This window comes from Micromonospora sp. NPDC049151 (assembly GCF_040648395.1).
In the GTDB taxonomy this organism is placed as follows: domain Bacteria; phylum Actinomycetota; class Actinomycetes; order Mycobacteriales; family Micromonosporaceae; genus Micromonospora.
Genome location: NZ_JBEZDP010000002.1, coordinates 75,894 through 93,661, shown reverse-complemented (window position 1 = coordinate 93,661; position 17,768 = coordinate 75,894). Strand labels below are relative to the sequence as shown.

The 17,768-nt window shown below is 72.8% G+C and carries 15 protein-coding genes; 12 read left to right on the top strand and 3 right to left on the bottom strand.

Annotation, left to right across the window (positions count from 1 at the left end; genetic code table 11):
* Window positions 1-13 precede the first annotated feature (13 nt).
* Window positions 14-1,588, bottom strand: a complete 1,575-nt coding sequence (locus AB0B20_RS03435; protein WP_357467745.1) for an FMN-binding glutamate synthase family protein — start codon at window positions 1,586-1,588, stop codon at window positions 14-16.
* A 40-nt stretch (window positions 1,589-1,628) separates the two neighbouring features.
* Between AB0B20_RS03435 and AB0B20_RS03430 the strand changes: the two genes are divergently transcribed.
* The 4 genes from AB0B20_RS03430 (at window position 1,629) to AB0B20_RS03415 (ending at window position 4,179) form a co-directional block, all read left to right on the top strand.
* Window positions 1,629-2,240, top strand: a complete 612-nt coding sequence (locus AB0B20_RS03430; protein WP_357383018.1) for an RNA polymerase sigma factor — start codon at window positions 1,629-1,631, stop codon at window positions 2,238-2,240.
* A complete protein-coding gene (locus AB0B20_RS03425) occupies window positions 2,233-2,946 on the top strand; it encodes a hypothetical protein (protein WP_357467742.1) in 714 nt (237 codons plus the stop codon). The genes AB0B20_RS03430 and AB0B20_RS03425 overlap by 8 nt, the downstream gene beginning before the upstream one ends.
* Before the next feature lie 68 nt (window positions 2,947-3,014).
* A complete protein-coding gene (locus AB0B20_RS03420; protein WP_357467739.1) occupies window positions 3,015-3,581 on the top strand; it encodes a hypothetical protein in 567 nt (188 codons plus the stop codon).
* Between the two features lie 37 nt (window positions 3,582-3,618).
* The gene (locus tag AB0B20_RS03415) at window positions 3,619-4,179 is read left to right on the top strand and encodes a hypothetical protein (RefSeq protein WP_357467736.1); all 561 of its coding nucleotides are present in this window, start codon (window positions 3,619-3,621) and stop codon (window positions 4,177-4,179) included.
* A 70-nt stretch (window positions 4,180-4,249) separates the two neighbouring features.
* Here AB0B20_RS03415 and AB0B20_RS03410 read toward each other — a convergent pair whose 3' ends face one another.
* Together AB0B20_RS03410 and AB0B20_RS03405 are read right to left on the bottom strand one after the other, a co-directional pair.
* Complete coding sequence (locus tag AB0B20_RS03410) at window positions 4,250-5,443, bottom strand: endo-1,4-beta-xylanase (protein ID WP_357383026.1); 1,194 nt, start codon at window positions 5,441-5,443, stop codon at window positions 4,250-4,252.
* A gap of 215 nt (window positions 5,444-5,658) precedes the next feature.
* Window positions 5,659-6,663: a LacI family DNA-binding transcriptional regulator gene (locus AB0B20_RS03405; protein ID WP_357467733.1), complete on the bottom strand. Its 1,005-nt coding sequence runs from the start codon at window positions 6,661-6,663 to the stop codon at window positions 5,659-5,661.
* Window positions 6,664-6,798: 135 nt separating this feature from the next.
* Between AB0B20_RS03405 and AB0B20_RS03400 the strand changes: the two genes are divergently transcribed.
* From AB0B20_RS03400 to AB0B20_RS03365, 8 genes are all read left to right on the top strand, one after another.
* Entirely contained in the window at window positions 6,799-8,109 is a 1,311-nt protein-coding gene (locus AB0B20_RS03400) for an extracellular solute-binding protein (RefSeq protein ID WP_357467731.1), read from the top strand.
* Window positions 8,106-9,104 carry a sugar ABC transporter permease gene (locus tag AB0B20_RS03395; RefSeq protein ID WP_357467728.1) on the top strand — a complete coding sequence of 333 codons (999 nt, stop codon included), beginning with the start codon at window positions 8,106-8,108 and terminating at the stop codon, window positions 9,102-9,104. Before AB0B20_RS03400 ends, AB0B20_RS03395 begins: the two co-directional genes overlap by 4 nt.
* Window positions 9,101-9,967: a carbohydrate ABC transporter permease gene (locus AB0B20_RS03390; protein WP_357467724.1), complete on the top strand. Its 867-nt coding sequence runs from the start codon at window positions 9,101-9,103 to the stop codon at window positions 9,965-9,967. Before AB0B20_RS03395 ends, AB0B20_RS03390 begins: the two co-directional genes overlap by 4 nt.
* 39 nt (window positions 9,968-10,006) lie before the next feature.
* A complete protein-coding gene (locus AB0B20_RS03385; RefSeq protein ID WP_357467721.1) occupies window positions 10,007-12,331 on the top strand; it encodes a glycoside hydrolase family 3 N-terminal domain-containing protein in 2,325 nt (774 codons plus the stop codon).
* 206 nt (window positions 12,332-12,537) lie between these two features.
* Complete coding sequence (locus tag AB0B20_RS03380) at window positions 12,538-13,647, top strand: glycosyltransferase family 39 protein (RefSeq protein ID WP_357467718.1); 1,110 nt, start codon at window positions 12,538-12,540, stop codon at window positions 13,645-13,647.
* 104 nt (window positions 13,648-13,751) lie between these two features.
* Window positions 13,752-15,620 carry a glycosyltransferase family 2 protein gene (locus AB0B20_RS03375; protein WP_357467713.1) on the top strand — a complete coding sequence of 623 codons (1,869 nt, stop codon included), beginning with the start codon at window positions 13,752-13,754 and terminating at the stop codon, window positions 15,618-15,620.
* Window positions 15,614-16,768 (top strand): glycosyl hydrolase, encoded by a 1,155-nt coding sequence (locus tag AB0B20_RS03370; RefSeq protein WP_357467710.1) that lies wholly within the window; start codon window positions 15,614-15,616, stop codon window positions 16,766-16,768. The genes AB0B20_RS03375 and AB0B20_RS03370 overlap by 7 nt, the downstream gene beginning before the upstream one ends.
* A 55-nt stretch (window positions 16,769-16,823) precedes the next feature.
* Complete coding sequence (locus AB0B20_RS03365; RefSeq protein ID WP_357467707.1) at window positions 16,824-17,705, top strand: YwqG family protein; 882 nt, start codon at window positions 16,824-16,826, stop codon at window positions 17,703-17,705.
* Window positions 17,706-17,768 lie beyond the last annotated feature (63 nt).

Here is a 17,768-nt window from a genome sequence, read left to right as displayed (position 1 = left end):
TTTCCGCGCCGGGTCAGCCGACGGCGGTGGGGGAGGGTGGCGCGCTGCCGCCCTGCGGCGCCTCGGCCGTCATCAGCCGGACGATCTCCGCCCGGTCGGCGGCCGACGGCATGCCCCACTCCGGCCGGTAGCCGAACGCCCGGTCCAGCGGGGTCGACGAGGTACGGCCGTCGAGGATCTCCACCGCGTCGGTGCCGATCAGCCCGGGATGCTCGACGCCGCACGCCTCGGCCACCTTGACCAGGTCGCGGCGCAGCGTCCGGATGTAGTTCGCGGCCCGCACCGACTTGCGGGCCGGGTCCAGGCCCCGGGCCAGCCAGGCGTTCTGCGTGGCGACGCCGGTCGGGCAGGTGTCGGTGTGGCACTTCTGCGCCTGGATGCAGCCGATCGCCAGCATCGCCTCCCGCCCGACGTTGACCATGTCCGCGCCGAGCGCGAACGCCACCACCGCGTTGTCCGGCAGGCCGAGCTTGCCCGCGCCGACGAACACCACCTTCTCGTGCAGGTCGCGTTCGGCGAAGGTCCGGTAGACCCGGGAGAAGCCCTGCTGGAACGGCAGCGAGACCGAGTCGCTGAAGATCAGCGGCGCGGCGCCGGTGCCGCCCTCGCCGCCGTCGACGGTCACGAAGTCCACGCCGCGCCCGGTGTCGCGCATCAGCGTGGTCAGCTCCTCCCAGAACCCCAGGTCGCCGACGGCGGACTTGATGCCGACCGGCAGGCCGGTCTCGGCGGCGAGCAGCTCCACCCAGTCGAGCAGGCTGTCGCAGTCGGAGAACTCGGCGTGCCGGGAGGGGCTGACGCAGTCCCGGCCGGCCGGGACGCCCCGGGTGGCGGCGATCTCGGCGGACACCTTCGCGGCCGGCAGCAGGCCGCCGAGGCTGGGCTTGGCGCCCTGGCTGAGCTTGATCTCCAGCGCGCGTACCGGCGCCGACGCCACCAGGTCCTTGAGCCGTTCCAGGCTGAACCGGCCCCGCTCGTCGCGGCAGCCGAAGTACGCGGTGCCGAGCTGGAAGACCAGCTCGCCGCCGTTGCGGTGGTACGGCGACAACCCGCCCTCGCCGGTGTTGTGCAGGCAGCCGGCCAGCGCGGCGCCCCGGTTCAGCGCCTCCACCGCGTTGCCGGACAGCGAACCGAAGCTCATCCCGGAGATGTTCACCACCGACTCCGGCCGGAACGCGCGCGCCCGGCCGCGTGCCGCGCCGAGCACCTTGGCGCAGGGCAGCGTCACGTCGTGCCCGGCGGTCGGCGTCGACGGCGGGACCGCCCGGCCGAACGTCCGGTGCTTGATGATCGGATAGCCGGAGGTGTGCTCGATGTCGTTGTCGGTGCCGAACCCGAAGTAGTTGTTCTCCTGCTTGGCCGAGGCGTACACCCAGCGGCGCTGGTCGCGGGTGAACGGCCGTTCCTCGTCGTTGCCGGCCACGATGTACTGCCGCAGCTCCGGGCCGATCGACTCGATCAGGTACCGGGCCCGGCCCAGCACGGGGAAGTTGCGGCGCAGCGCGTGGTCGCGTTGCAGCAGGTCCCGCGCCGCCAGCGCGGCGACGGCGGCGACGGCTGCGGGTACGGCTCTTCTCGCCCAGCTCATCCCGCCACTCTTTCCGGCCCGGCACCCGGTCAAACGCCTGATGGAACCCGGCCGCCCCGGGCGGTGTCATGGATACGGACCGACGGCGGAGGCTGCCCTGGACGACGACGAGCTCGTCACCCGCGTACGCGCCGGCGACCGGGAGGCGTACGACGCCCTGGTCGCCCGGCACACCGCGTCCGCGTACCGGACGGCGGTGCTGCTGGGCGCCGGGCCGGACGCCGAGGACGTGGTCCAGGAGGCGTTCGTGAAGGCGTACCGGAAACTGTCCCGCTACCGGGGCGAGGCGTCGTTCCGGTCCTGGCTGCTCGCGATCGTCGCCAACGAGAGCCGGAACCTGCACCGGACGCGCATCCGCCGCGACGGGCTGACGCTGCGCGCGACGGCGGATCCGGTCGCGGCCGGCGCCACCGTGCCCGACGGGCTCGACGCCGTGCTGGCAGCCGAGCGCCGGACGGCGCTGGTGGGGGCGCTGCGGCGGCTGCCCGTCCGGGACCGCGAGGTGATCGTCTGCCGATACCTGCTCGACCTCGGCGAGGAGGAGACAGCGACAGTGCTGGGGGTGCCCCGGGGCACCGCGAAGTCCCGGACCCACCGGGCGCTGGCGAAGCTGCGGGCCCTGCTGGACCGGGAGGTGGCGCACCGTGGATGACCTGGAACGGGAGCTGCGGGAGCTGACCGGATGGCTGGAGCCGGGCCGGACGCCGGATCTCACCGCCGGGGTCCGCGCCCGGCTCGACGCGCCCGCGCCCCGCCGCCGGTGGCGGTACGCGCTGGCCGCCGCGCTCGCCGTGCTGCTCGTGGCGGCGCTGCCGCCGGGGCGGGCCGCGCTCGCCGACGCGGTGACCGGGCTGCTGCGGTTCTCCGGGGTCGTCGTCGACACCGCCCCCGCGCCGCCGCCGACGGGTACGCCCTCGCCGCTGCCCGCGCAGCACCAGGTCGCCCTCGCCGAGGCACAACGGCAGGTCCGGTTCCCGATCCTGGTGCCGGCCCGCCTCGGCGCACCGGAACGCGTGCTGGTGGCCGATCCGGACGGCGCCGGCGCCCACCGGGTCGTCAGCCTGCTCTACCGGGGCGGCACGGTACGCCTGGACGCGTTCGACGGTTCGCTCGACATCGTGTTCCACAAGCGTTCCCTCGGGGCGGACGTGACGCTCACCCAGGTCGGCGGCGAGTTCGCGATCTGGGTCGGTGGCCCGCACGCGCTGGCGTACGTGGACCGGTCGGGGACGGAACGGGTGGCCACCGCGCGGTCGGCCGCCGCCACGCTGATGTGGGAGCGGGCCGGGGTGAGCTACCGGCTGGAGGGGGACCTGACCCGCGAGCAGGCGCTGGACGTCGCGTCCTCCCTGGAGTGAGCGCGGCGGGAACCTCGGGGCGCCCGGCGGTGTCGTGAGGACGAGAGTCGTCGACGGGGGAGGCCCGGATGTCCGTTCCGAGAAGAGTCCTGCTGGTGCCGGTCCTGCTGTTGGCCGGTTGCGCCGGCCCGGTACCGGTCCCGGCCGGCGCGCCGGCCACGGTCCCGGCCACGGTCCCGGCCACCGAGTCAGCCGCCGCCACCGAGTCAGCCGCCGCCACCGAGGCGGCCGAGCCGGCGGCCTGCGCCGAGCGGCTGGAGACCGGCCGGCTGCCGGACTGGGCGGACGCCGGGTTCACCGGCGACACCCGGGTGCGGCACGTCTTCGGCGCCCGGGGCGGCATCGTGGCGATCCTGTTCGCGTACCCGCTGGTGCACGCGCGCGGCGACGGCGCCAACAACAAGATCCTCTGGGTGGCCCGCCCCGAGCCCGGCCGGTCCGACCCGGCGCCGCGCACCCCCCTGGTGATCACCGCGACGCGGGACGGCACCGGCACCCCTGTCGTCCGGGAGGTGGAGGGCGGGCCCGGGCCGTCCATCGTCGACCTGCCGGCCGCCGGATGCTGGCGGCTGCGGCTGGACTGGTCCGGCCGCACCGACACGATGGACCTGGTGTACCGGCCGGCGTCCGGCTGACCGGCATGGCCGCTGCCGGTCCGGGTAACGCTGCGTCATGGCGAAGTACACCGAGCCGGAACTGCGCGAACGCCTCAAGGCCGAGATCCGCGCCTCCGACAAGGGCGGCCGGCCGGGGCAGTGGTCGGCCCGCAAGTCGCAGCTGCTGACGAACGAGTACAAGAAGGCGGGCGGGGGATTCGAGGGCCTGAAGGACGCACGGCAGCGCTCGCTGCGACGCTGGGGCGGCGAGCAGTGGCAGACCCGCAGCGGTGACACGCGTGCCCGCAACGGTGGCGAGACCCGCCGTTACCTGCCCAAACAGGCGTGGGAGGAGCTGTCGGAGGCGGACCGGCGGGCCACCGACACCCGCAAGCGCCGCGCGTCGCGCTCGGGCCGGCAGTACGTGCCGAACACCGGCCCGGCGAAGCGGGCCCGCCGGGACGCCACCGCCGCCGAGCGGATCACCGAGTTGCCGGTGACCGAGGCGGTCAAGCTCATGGGCGACCTCGACACCCGGCAGCTCGGCGCGGCGCTGCGCCGCGAACGCGGCGGCAAGGCCCGCAAGACGCTCATCGGGCGGCTGGAGTCGGAACTGGGCCGCCGCCGGGCGGCGTGAGCGCGCACCGGGCCGGACACCGGCGGCGGGACCGGTCACCGGACCGGCCCCGCCGTGGTGCGCCGGTCGACTAGCGGCGCGGGTGCTGCGGAATGCGCGGCAGTACGTAGGGCGGACCCGAGAAGATCAGGTCGGCCTTCAGTTCGTGGTACGCGCGCTTCGGCTGGTAGTTCTCGTCGTACACGGTGGCCAGACCCTCCGGCGGGTCGGAGAACGCGCCGGGCACCCAGGAGTGCTTGTCGGTGAATCCCCAGAGGGTGAACGACAGGCAGTGCCGCTCGGCCAGGCAGGCCTGCATCAGCACGCTGAAGTTCGCCGCCGACGCCTGCAACCTCGGATTGATCTCGGCGGAGTCGCCCGCCTCCACCCCCTCGGTGATCTGGCTGCGCACGTCCACCTCGGTGAGGGCCGTCGCAAGCCCGAGCCCGGCGAACTTGCGCAGGGCCGCGGCCACCTGGAGCGTACTGAAGTTGCCGTACTGGGTGCCCAGGTGACCCTGTGCGCCCACGCCGTCGATCGGCACGCCCTTGGCCCGCAGGTCACGGGCCATGTCGTAGACGAACTGAGTCTTGTCGTCGGCCGGGTTCCCGGAGCCGAACGCCTCGATGTTGTAGTCGTTGTAGAACAGCAGCGCCTTCGGGTCGGCGGCGCGGGCCCAGCGGAACGCGTCGGCGATGTAGCCGGGGCCGAGGTTCTGCGCCCAGAACCCCTTGTAGTGCAGGGTGGAGGGCGTGTCCCAGGGGTCGCTGACCGCCTCGTTCACCACGTCCCACTGCCAGATCTTGCCCTTGAAGTGGGTCACCACGGCGGTGATGTGGTCGCGCAGGATCTGGCGCAGCTCGGCCTTGCTGATCGAACCGTCCGCGACGCCGCTGGTCAGCCACGCGGGCAACTGGTTGTGCCAGACCAGCACGTGGCCCCGGACCCGCTGGTTGTTCTTGCGGGCGAACTCGACCAGCTCGTCGGCCGGGCCCCAGTTGTAGGTGCCCCGGGTGGGTTCGAGGCTCTCCCACTTCATCACGTTCTCGGCGGTGACTGTGGAGAACTCGGACGCGGCCAGCTCGCGGTAGCGCGGCTCGGCGGCGTTGTTGAGGGTGTCCATGTCCACTGCGGTGCCCACGTACAGGCCGTGGCGCTTGGCCAGGTCACGCAGGCTCTGCGCGGTCGGATCGTACGGTCGTCCGGCTGTCGCGGGTACGACGTTGAGGGCGGTGGCGGTCGCGACGGCGACGGTGCCGGCGGCGAGCCAGCGTCTCAGCTTCATGTCGTTCCTCTCGGGAGGGTGCGCGCGGCCGGGGCCGGCGGTGACGGTGCCGGGGACGCCGCGCCGTGGAACGGATCGGCGGGCGCCCGGGTGGACGAAGCGGCTTCCGAAACTTCCGGTCTTCCTTCCGGAAGTAGCCCGAAACATTACGGACGCCGATAGCCGTCCGTCAATCACCTGGGCCGTGCGGGTGAGGCGGCGGGTGCGGCGGCGGGTCAGCGCAGCGGGCGGCAGGAGGCCCGGATGACCAGCTCGGTCGGGAGCTGGATGTGGGTGTCCCGCTCGACGCCGGCGATGAGGTCGATCAGCAGGCGCAGCGACTCGGCGCCCATGCGTTGCAGCGGCTGCCGGATCGTGGTGAGGGGCGGGTCGACAAGTGCCGACTCCGGGATGTTGTCGAAGCCGATGACCGACAGGTCGTCCGGCACGCGCAGGCCGAGGCCGCCGGCGACGTCCAGTGTGGAGATGGCCGAGAGGTCGTTGCCGGCGAAGATCGCGGTCGGCCGGTCGGGAAGCGCGAGCAGCTCGGCGGCGGTGCTGGCGGCGGTCTCGGTGCGGAACCCGCCCACTCGCACGAGCCGCTCGTCGACCGGCACGCCCGCGTCGGCCATCGCCTTGCGGAACCCGGCCTCCCGCAGCCGGGCCGACTCCAGGTCGGGCCGGCCGCTGATGTGCGCGATCCGCCGGTGCCCCAGCGACAGCAGGTAGTCGGTGGCCAGTACCGCGCCGGCGAAGTTGTCGGAGTCGACAGTGGGCAGGCCGGACGGGCCGGTGTGCGGGTCGACGGCCACCACGTGGAAGCCGTGCTTGGTCTCGACCACTGTCGGCGTCACGATCACCGCGCCGTCGATGAGCGTGCCGGACAGCCGGGCCAGCGAGCGCCGCTCCCACCCTATGGCCGCGCCCTCGCCGTCGCCGCTGGAGTAGGCGAGCAGCTGGTAGCCGCTGCCGGCGACCTCCCGGGACGCGCCCTTGAGCAGTTCGGTGGAGAACGGCTCGAACTCGGCGACCAGGATGCCCAGCACGTTCGTGCGGTGGCTGCGCAGGCTCTGCGCCCCCAGGCTGGCCTCGTACCCGAGCTCGTGGATGACCTGCTGGACCCGCTCGACGGTGGCCTGCGCGACGCCGTACCGGCCATTGACAACCTTCGATACGGTTGCCACCGAGACGCCGGCCGTACGTGCCACGTCCGACATCTTGACGCGCTGCTCGAACACCACGCCGACGATGATAGAGGGCTCTCCCGGGGCGATCGAAGACGATGTCGAAAACGTTATCGATACCGATTGACTTCACGTTACGGCCCTGTAAAACTCCCCCGCAGGTAACCCGGCTATGTGGTCGAGGAGACATCTATGGCGATGAAGCGCCGTGCTGGTGCCGTCCTGGCACTGTTTGTGACAAGCGCTCTGCTGGCCTCCGCGTGCAGTGGCGGTGGCGAGGAGGAGAAGGCCGCCGAGAGCGAGCTGTACAAGAACCCGGTGACGTTGACCTGGTGGCACAACGCCTCGCAGGACGGGCCCGGCAAGACGTACTGGGAGAAGGTCGCCAAGGACTTCTCCGCCGCCCACCCGACCGTCAAGATCGAGATCGAGGCGATCGAGACGAACCAGCTCCAGCGCACCCGGCTCCCCGCCGCGCTGCTGAGCAACGACCCGCCGGACGTCTTCCAGGCGTGGGGCGGCGGCGAGATGCGCGAGCAGGTCGAGGCCGACTACCTCAAGGACATCACCGACCAGGTGAAGGGCGAGGTCGCCGACATCGGCACCGCCGCCGAGATCTGGCAGGTGGAGGGCAAGCAGTACGGCCTGCCGTACCGGATGGGCATCGAGGGCATCTGGTACAACAAGGACATGTTCGCGCGGGCGGGCATCACGGCGCCGCCGACCACCTTCGAGGAACTCAACACCGCTGTCACCAAGCTCAAGGCCATCAACGTCATCCCGATCGCCCTGGGCGCCGGTGACAAGTGGCCGGCGGCGCACTGGTGGTACAACTTCGCGCTGCGTGCCTGCTCGGTCGACACGCTGAAGAAGGCCTCCAAGGACCGGACCTTCGACGACCCGTGCTTCGTGAAGGCCGGTCAGGACCTGAAGGCCTTCATCGACACCAAGCCGTTCCAGAACAACTTCATCGCCACGCCGGGCCAGAACGACCCGACCAGCGCCAACGGCCTGCTCGCCAACGGCAAGGCCGCGATGGAGCTGATGGGTGACTGGAACCGCGGCACGCTGGACACCGTCGCCACCGACAAGGCGGCCCTGGGCAAGTTCCTCGGCTGGTTCCCGGTGCCGGCGATCTCCGGTTCCGCCGGTGACCCGAAGGCGGCCCTCGGCGGCGGCGACGGCTTCGCCTGCTCCAAGAACGCCCCGGCCGAGTGCGTCGAGTTCCTCAAGTACCTCGTCAGCCCCGAGGTGCAGAAGGGCTACGCCGCCACCGGCACCGGCCTGCCCGTCGCCAAGGGCGCGGCCGACGGCGTCACCGACCCGGCGCTGAAGTCCATCCTGGAGTCCACCTCCTCGGCCACCTACGTGCAGCTCTGGCTGGACACGGCCTTCGGCAGCACCGTCGGCACCGCGATGAACGACGCGATCGTCGCGATCTTCGCCGGCAACGGGACACCTGAGAAGGTCGTCTCGGCCATGAAGGCGGCCGCAAGCAAGTGACGTCCGCATCGCAGACCCGTACGCCCGCCGTCGGCGCGCAAGCGCCGCCGGCGGGCCTCCGGCCCGGCGCACGGGCCGCCTCCCGCCGCGCCGAGACCCGTCGCAAGTGGTACGAGATCATCGGTCTGACCACGCCCGCGATCGTCATCTACGTGATGTTCGTGCTGGTGCCGATGGGCTTCGCGTTCTACTACAGCCTGTTCCGCTGGCGCGGCGTCGGCCCGCCCACCGAGTACGTCGGCTTCCGCAACTACACGCTCGCCTTCCAGGACCCGATCTTCCTCGACGCGCTGCGCAACAACGCGATCATCGTGTTCGGGTCGCTGCTGATCCAGGGGCCGGTCGCGCTCGGCATCGCCCTGCTGCTCAACCGCCGCTTCCGCGGGCGCTCGGTCTTCCGCCTGCTGGTGTTCGTGCCGTACGTGCTGGCCGAGGTCACCGTCGGCATCATGTGGAAGCTGATCCTGACCGAGAACGGCACGCTCGACGCGCTGCTGCAGTCGATCGGGATGGGCGGCCTGGTGCAGGCGTGGCTGGCCGACCTGGACGTGGTGATCTGGACCCTGCTGTTCGTCCTCACCTGGAAGTACGTCGGCTTCGCCATCATCCTGCTGCTCGCCGGCCTGTCGAACGTGCCGCAGGAACTCAACGAGGCGGCGGAGATCGACGGCGCGAGCTGGTGGCAGATCCAGCGGCACGTCACGCTGCCGCTGCTCGGCCCCACCATCCGGATCTGGATGTTCCTGTCGATGATCGGCTCGTTGCAGGTCTTCGACATGATCTGGGTGACCTCGGTGCCCGCGGTGCGCTCCCTCGGCGCCTCGGCCACCATGGCCACGTACATGGTGGACAACGGCTTCTTCGCCCGGCTCTGGGGCTACGGCAACGCGGTGGCCGTGATCCTGTTCGCCATCTCGTTCGTCGCGGCGCTGCTGTTCCAGCGGTTCCTGCTCCGCCGGGACATCGAGGGCGCCATCACCCGGAAGGGGAAGTGACAGTGGCCGTGAACTCCGTATCCGCCCCCTCGGCCGGGCGCCGGCCGGTGCAGTGGAGCTCGCCGCTGACGTACGCGCTGGCGCTCGCGGTCGCGGCCGTGTCGATCGCACCCGTCGTGTACGTCATCGTCGGCGGCTTCCGGACCACGCCGCAGATCGTGAACGACCCGGCCGGCCTGCCGGACCCGTGGGTCTTCGACAACTACTACCGGGTGCTGACGCAGAGCGGCTTCTGGAAGCAGGCGTTCAACAGCGCTGTGGTGGCGCTGGGCACCACGCTCGGTGTGGTGGTGCTCGGCATGGCCGCCGCGTTCGTACTCGCCCGGTACACGTTCCGGGGCCGCGAAGGGCTCTACACCTTCTTCACCCTCGGCCTGCTGTTCCCGGCCGGCGCGGCGATCCTGCCGCTGTACCTCATGCTGCGCGACCTCAACCTGATCAACTCCTACTACGCGGTGATCCTTCCGCAGGTGGCCTTCTCGTTGCCGCTGACGATCGTCATCCTGCGGCCGTTCCTGTCGGCCATCCCGCGGGAGCTGGAGGACGCGGCCGCCATCGACGGCGCCGGCCGGCTCGGCTTCCTCTGGCGGATCGTGCTGCCGCTGTCGCGGCCCGCGGTCGTCACCGTCGGCATCCTCGCGTTCGTGGCGAGCTGGAACGCGTTCCTGCTGCCGCTGCTCGTCCTCGGGGACGTCAACCTGCACACCCTGCCGCTGGGGGTGCAGAACTTCTCCAGCCAGTACACCACCGACACCGCGGGCGTCCTCGCCTTCACCTCGCTGGCGATGTTGCCGGCGCTGCTGTTCTTCACCCTCGCGGAGAAGCAGATCGTGGGCGGCCTCCAGGGCGCGGTCAAGGGCTGAGCGGCAGCGGTACCAGCACAACCAGTGGAAAGGCACACCATGACAGAGGTCCATGCGGTGGTGGACGGGCCGGCGCCGGCTCAGGCGGTTCCGGACCACGACCGGCCGGACGGGCACGACGCCGAGACGCGCGTACGGGAACTGCTCGCTCGCATGACGATCGAGGAGAAGATCGCGCAGCTCGTCGGGTTCTGGGAGAAGGAGGACGGCGAGGCGGTCGCGCCCCTGCAGGGCGAGTTCGCCGACACCGGCCGGCTCGACGACTTCTCCCGGCACGGGCTGGGTCACCTCACCCGCCCCTACGGCACCCGCCCGGTCGACGCCGCGGCCCGCGCGGCCTGGCTGTGGAAGTTCCAGCGGGACCTGGTGACCGGCACCCGGCTGGGCATCCCGGCGATCGTGCACGAGGAGTGCCTGACCGGCCTGTCGGCGTGGAAGGCGGCCACCTTCCCGACGCCGCTGGCCTGGGGTGCCGCGTTCGACCCGGACCTGGTCGCCGAGATGGCGTCGGCGATCGGGGCCTCGATGCGCGCGCTCGGCATCCACCAGGGCCTGTCCCCGGTGCTGGACGTGATCCGGGATCCGCGGTGGGGCCGGGTCGACGAGTGCATCGCCGAGGACCCCTACCTCGTCGGCACCATCGGCACCTCGTACGTGCGGGGACTCCAGTCGCAGGGCGTGCTCGCCACGCTGAAGCACTTCGCCGGCTACTCCGCCTCACGGGCCGGGCGCAACTTCGGCCCGGTGCACGCCGGCCCCCGGGAACTCGCCGACGTGCTGCTGCCGCCGTTCGAGATGGCGATCCGGGACGGCGACGCGCGCAGCGTCATGCACTCGTACGCGGAGGTCGACGGCGTGCCGGTCGCCGCCGATCCGACGATGCTCACCGACCTGCTGCGGGACCGGTGGGGCTTCGACGGGACGGTGGTGGCCGACTACTACGGCGTCGCGTTCCTCAACCTGCTGCACCACGTCGCGGCCGACAACGCCGAGGCCGCGGTGCAGGCGCTGAGCGCGGGCGTCGACATCGAGCTGCCCACCGGCGACGCCTACCTGACCCTGACCGAGACGGTGCGGGCCGGCAAGCTGGACGAGGCGCTGGTCGACCGGGCGGTGCTGCGCGTGCTGCGGCAGAAGCAGGAACTCGGGCTGCTCGACGCGACGTTCGACGACGAGCCGCCGGGCGCGATCGACCTCGACTCGCCGGAGCACCGGGCGATCGCGCGTCGGCTCGCCGAGGAGTCCGTCGTCCTGGTCGCCAACGAGGGGGTGCTCCCGCTGCCGGCGGGCCGCCGGGTGGCGGTCGTCGGCCCGAACGCCGACCGGCAGGGCGCGTTGTTCGGCTGCTACTCGTTCCTCAACCACGTGCTGGCCCACCACCCGGGCGTGGAGACCGGCTTCGAGGTGCCGACCGTGCTGGAGGCGGTCCGCGCCGAGCTGGGCGCCGACCGGGTCACCTTCGCGGCCGGCTGCGAGGTGGACTCGGCGGACCGGTCCGGGTTCGACGAGGCGGTCGCCGCCGCGTCCGCCGCCGACGTGGCGGTCCTCGTGGTCGGCGACCACGCCAGCCTCTTCGGCCGGGGCACCGTGGGCGAGGGGTGCGACCGGGACGACCTGGAGCTGCCCGGTGTGCAGCGCCAGCTGGTCGAGGCGGTGCTGGACACCGGAACGCCCGTCGTGCTGGTGCTGCTCACCGGCCGCCCGTACGCGCTGGGCTGGGCGCTGACCCGGTGCGCGGCGGTGGTGCAGACGTTCTTCCCCGGCGAGGAGGGCGCCGGCGCGATCGCGGGCGTGCTCTCCGGGCGGGTCAACCCGTCCGGCCGGCTGCCGGTCAGCCTGCCCGGCCCGGCCGGCGCGCAGCCGTACTCGTACCTGCACCCCGAGCTGGGGGAGGGCATGAACGGCACCAACCTGCCGGCGACGCCGGTGGCGCCGTTCGGCCACGGGCTGTCCTACACCACGTTCGCGTACGCCGACCTGACCGTGCCGGCCGAGGTGCCGACCGACGGGGAACTGCGGGTGTCGGTGCGCGTGACGAACACCGGCCCGGTCGCCGGTGACGACGTGGTGCAGCTCTACGGCCGCGACCTGGTCGCCTCGGTGACCCGGCCGGTGGCGCAGCTGCTCGGCTACCGGCGGGTGCGCCTGGAGCCGGGCGCCTCGGTCACCGTCGAGCTGACCGTGCCCACCACGCGGCTGGCGCTCACCGACCGCGCGCTCAGCCGCGTGGTCGAGCCCGGGGAGGTGGACGTCTGGGTCGGCACGAGCGCCAGGCGCGACGCTCAGGCGCGGACGACGCTGACCGGCGAGACCGCCGCGATCACCGCCGACTCGCCCCGCTGGACGACCACCGCTCTCCGCTGAGCCGGGCCCGCCGGTCGTCCACGGGGCGGCCGGTGGGCTCTTTCAGCTCATATTGGCGTTATGTCGTTTTCGACTCAGTAGGCTCCAGGATGTCACCCAGCCCGTGAGCCGGGACGTCCGGCGCCGCCCGCCATCCGCGGGCCGCGTCCCGCCGTCCGGCCGGCTGGGCCCCGGTCGCCGGCACCCACAGGGATGCGTGAGTCACGATGATGGACGCGGACACCATGGTCCTGCCCCGGCTCGGGGACGCCCCGGTCGAGGACCCGTGGGGCGAGGACCGGCCGCGCCGGGCCACCCCCCGGTCCGCCACCGCCGCGCAGGCGTGGTGGCGCATCGCGGCGTGGCTGGTGCCGGCGGCGCTGATGGGCGCGCTCGGCGCCGTCCGGATCACCGCGTCGGGACCGAGCGCCGGAGAACTGGTCACCCGGAGCGCGGTCACATCGCCCCGGCCGGGCGTCGGCGCCGCGCTGACCGGTGACGATGTCGCACTCGCGCCGTACCACCTGCTCATGCGCGGCTGGGCGGAGCTGGCCGGAGTGGCGGACCTCGCGCTGCGCGTACCGTCGCTGCTGGCCATGGCCGGCGCCGCGGCGCTCGTCGGCGCGCTCGCCGCCCGGATCGCCACCCCCGCCGCCGGCCTGCCGGCCGGGGTGTTCTTCGCGGTGCTGCCGACCTCGATCCGGTACGCGCGGGAGGCGCAGCCGTACGCTCTGGCGGTCCTCGCCGCCGTGCTCGCCACCTGGCTGCTGCTGCCCGCGCTCGACCGGCCGCGCCCGCGGCGGCTGGTGCCCTACGCGGGCGCGGTGCTGCTGCTGGGCCTGTGCCAGCCGGTGGCGCTGCTGCTGCTCGCCGGGCACGGCTGGGTGGTGCTGGCGTTCCGCCGTCGTGCCGCCGTCCGCTGGCTGGCCGCCGTGGCCGCCGGGCTGCTCCCGGTCGCCGCGCTGCTCGCCGTCGGCCTGCGCGCCGGCGGGCACCTGGCGTCCGGCGTGCGACCCGGTGCCGCCGTGCTGGCGGCCACGCCCGGGGATCTGTTCGGCGTCGCCGCGCTCGGTGGCGTGCTGGCCGGGCTGGCCCTGTTCAGTCTGCCGTTGCGGTACGCGGCGGCGGCCTGCACCGCCTGGGCGCTGGTGCCGGCGCTCGGCCTGCTGGCGCTGGCGCAGGTCGTGCCGGTCTGGTCGGCGGTGAACCTGCTGTTCACGGTGCCGGCCTGGGCGGTGCTCGCCGGTGTCGCCCTGTCCCGGGCGCGGGCCGCCGGCACCCTCGCCGTGCCGGCGCTCGTCGCGCTGCTCGCGGTGGCGGCGCAGCTCCCGTCGTGACTGTCGACGAACGGGCGATGTCTGCCTGATTCGCCTCTTGTGCGGTTGATTGTCGGGTTAGCGTTCGGTCGGCTCCTGAGCCGGATGCAGACCATGGGGGAAACGTGGCCGTCGCCGCCGATACACGCCCGTCCCGCGCCACGACGGCCGGGACGCCGGGCGCCCGCCCGACCGCGCCCGCCCCGCCCGGGGCGCCCGCCGACCCGGACCGCCGGCAGCGCAACGTCGACGCTCGCGTGGCGTACGCGCGCTGCGGCGCCACCGCCGGGCCGCTGCGCCCGCCCCGCCGCCCCGACGCGGCGGTCGAGTTCCGCCCCACCGCCTCGGTAGCCGCGCGGCTGGTGCTGACCGTGCTGGTGCTTGTCAACAGCGCCGCCGGCCTGATCTTCGTCGGTTGGCTGCTGCTGCCCCGGCACGTGCCCGGCCCGGGCGTCGTCGGGCTCGGCGGCTGGCAGACGGCCGCCGCCCGGCTCGCGTTCTGCGTCGTCGTCGGCATCGAGCTGATCCGCCTCGCGCAGAACGTGGTGGTCTGGGTGTTCGCCTTCCACGCCCGGGACCCGGTGCCGGTCGACCCGCCGGTCGGCCTGCGGGTCGCCCTGCTCACCACGATCGTGCCGAGCAAGGAGCCGATCGAGGTCGCCGAGCGGACGCTGCGCCGGCTCCGGGAGATCGTCTACTGCGGGCACGTCGACGTGTGGATCCTCGACGAGGGCGACGACCCGGCGGTCCGGGCGATGGCCGCGCGGCTGGGCGTACGCCACTTCACCCGCAAGGGCCGGCCCGAGTACAACCGGCCCGGCGGCGAGTTCCGGGCCCGGACCAAGTCCGGCAACCACAACGCCTGGCGGGCCGAGCACGAGCACCGCTACGACGTCGTCGCGAACGTCGACCCCGACCACGTGCCACTGCCGAACTTCCTGGAACGCACGCTCGGCTACTTCCGCGACCCGGACGTCGCGTTCGTGGTGACCCCCCAGGTGTACGGCAACATGCACCAGAACTTCGTCGCCCACGGCGCCTCCGTGCAGCAGTACCTCTACAACGGGCTGATCGCCCGGGGCGGCAACGGCCTGGACGCGCCGCTGCTGACCGGCACCGGGCACCTCTACCGCCCGGCGGCCTGGCGGACCGTCGGCGGCTACCAGGACTCGATCATCGAGGACCACCTCACCAGCATCCGCGTGCACGCCGCCGTCAACCCGGCCACCGGCAACCGGTGGAAGGGCGTCTACACCCCGGACGTGGTGGCGCTCGGCGAGGGACCGACCTCCTGGGCGGACTACTTCAACCAGCAGAAGCGCTGGGCGGCCGGGATCTGCGAGATCCTGCTCCGGCGCGAGATGCGCACGCCGCGCGACCTGCCGTCGCGCCGCCGCTGGCAGTACCGGCTGCTCCAGTTCTACTACCCGAGCGTGGCGGTGAGCCTGCTGCTCGGCAACGCCGCCACCGCGCTCTACCTGCTCACCGGCGTCGACGCGGGCCGGCTCGACCCGCAGGTCTGGGCGACGCTGTGGGGTTCCACCATCGGCACCTGGTTCCTGCTCTGGCTGTGGCTGCGCCGCTTCAACATCGCCCCGCACGAGCGGGAGGAGGTGGGCATGGCCGGCATGGCGCTCGCACTGTTCGCCGGACCGGTCTACGTGGCCGCCGCGGTGGGCGCCCTGCTGCGCCGCAAGCTCGGCTTCGTGGTCACCGCCAAGGGCGCGCTGCGCACAGTGGAGTCGGCGCGCACGTTCCGGCTGCACCTGTGCTGGGCGCTCGCCGCCGCCGGACTGCTCGCGGCGAGCTTCGCGCTGGGTCACGACTACCCGCTGCTGCGGGTCTGGCCGGCGCTGACGCTGCTGACCGGGCTCGCCCCACCCCTGATCTCCTGGGCGGAGAGTATGCGGGCCCGCCGGGTCCGGGCCGCCGACGTGGCCCGGGAACCCCAGGTGGTGCCCCGGACCGTGGCCGAGGGTGGTGTGCCGTGCTGAGGCCGACGCTGCCCCGGGTGGGCCTGGCGCTGGGCGGGTTGCTGCTGCTCGCGTACGCCTTCGTGGTGGCGCCCGGCGCCTGGCGCGACCCGGGCACGGACGTCGCGGCGCGACGGCCCGCCCCGGCGACGCCGCAGGCCAGCACCGACGCGCCGGCGGCGATCGTGCCGAGCCCGCGCGGCGGCCCGTTCCCCCCGGCCGGGCAGGCGTTCTTCGGGGTGATGACCGACAAGGGACCGTACGACTTCGCGCCGGTGGACCGGTTCGCCGAGGCGGCCGGGCGGTCGCCGCAGGTGATGCTCTTCGGCGCGGACTGGGCGTCGGCCGCGTTCGACCGCAGCCTGTTCGACCGGATCGCCGAGCGGGGCATGATGCCGATGCTCGGCTGGGAACCGTGGGACCACACGGTCGACCGGGCGGCCCGTCGTACCGCCCTGACCGACAGGCAGATCGACCGGCTCCGCGCCACCCAGCCGGACTACCGGCTGGCCCGCGTCGCGCGCGGCGACTTCGACGCGTACCTGCGCTCCTGGGCCGACGGCGTCCGGTCGCTGGGCTATCCGGTGGCGATCCGCTTCGCGCACGAGATGAACGGTGACTGGTACCCCTGGTGCGAGCGGGCCAACGGCAACCGCCCCGGCGACTACGTCCGGGCCTGGCGGCACGTGCACGACGTCTTCGCCGAGGCCGGCGCCACGAACGTCACCTGGGTGTGGAGCCCGAACGCCCGCTGGGACAAGACCACAGCGGGGCTCACCGGCCTCTACCCGGGCGACGGGTACGTCGACTGGGTCGGTGTCACCGGCTACTACGGCAGCGGCGCGTTCACCAAGACGTACTGGTCGTTCGACCAGATCTTCGGCCCGACGATCGCCGAGATCCGCAAGGTCACCGGCAAGCCGCTCGTGGTCACCGAGACCGGCGCCGCCGACGCGGCCGGGCACAAGGCCCGGTGGATCCGGGACACGTTCCGCGCCCTGCCCCGCTATCCGAACCTGATCGGGCTGATCTGGTTCGAGGTGGACAAGGAGAAGGACTGGCGCATCGCCGGCTCGCCGGCGGCGGCGACCGCGTTCGCCGAGGCGGTGGCCGGCCGGCGCTACGACGTGACCTGGTCACCTGCGGCGCGGCCGCGCGCCGGGCCCTGATTCCGCCCGCGCCGGGCACACTCCATGTCGGACGGTGCGGCTACTCTCCTCGATCATGAACGAGAGAGATCAATTCCGGCGGGCGGCGATCGAGCGGGGTGTGCCCGAGGACGAGGTGGCCCGCTTCGCGGAGCTGATCCGGTTCCAGATCCACGCCTGCCAGCGCGAGGAGGGTGTGCACGTCGGGCGGCGGGGCGGGCGGCCGCGGCTGCCGGTGGGCATGCCGTGGCCCACGTGCTCGGAGGGTTTCCCGTTGCCGTTCCTGCTCCGGCTCGACTGCGCGGCGCTGCCCCGGGTTCCCGACCTCGCCCTGCCGGCCGACGGCACGCTGCTGTTCTTCCTCGACCAGGAGAGCGCACTGGACGCCTGCGGCACCGAGCCCGAGCAGGAGTTCGCGCGGGTCGTGTACGTTCCGGCCGGCGCCGAGACGGTGGACGGTGAGTACGTCGTGCCCGCCGACACCGAGATGGAACCGTTCCTCGCCCCCGAGCACGAGATGTACGCGGGGCTCCAGGCGGAGCTGCCGGACTGGCTCGACCGTTCGGAGGAGTGGCTGTGTGACACCCAGATCCAGCTCCTGCGCGACATGCCGCACCGCAAAAAGATGAAAGCGCTGGTCGAGCAGCTCTGGCCCGAGCGGAACTGGTGGCTGGCGGAGGACGTCTTCGTCGGCGGCTACACCATCTCGGCGCAGGACCCGCCCGAGTCGATCATGATGGACCCGGAGCGGGTTCAGCAGGCGAGGTCTCTGCCCCGCGCGGAGCGGATGGTGGCCCGGTACGAGGAACAGCAGCGGGTGATGCGCGAATGGGTGCCGCTGGCCCAGTTCGGCGTGCCGGACGAGGAGTACGTCAACGCGCGGTTCCTGATCCGCCACGAGGACCTCGCCGCCCGGCGGTTCGACAGGGTGCTGTCCTTCTGCGAGTTCACCGAGTGACAGCCGGAGCGGGCAGTCGTCCGCCGTGCGTGTCACGGCCGGGTCACCGTCCGGTGCCGGGGG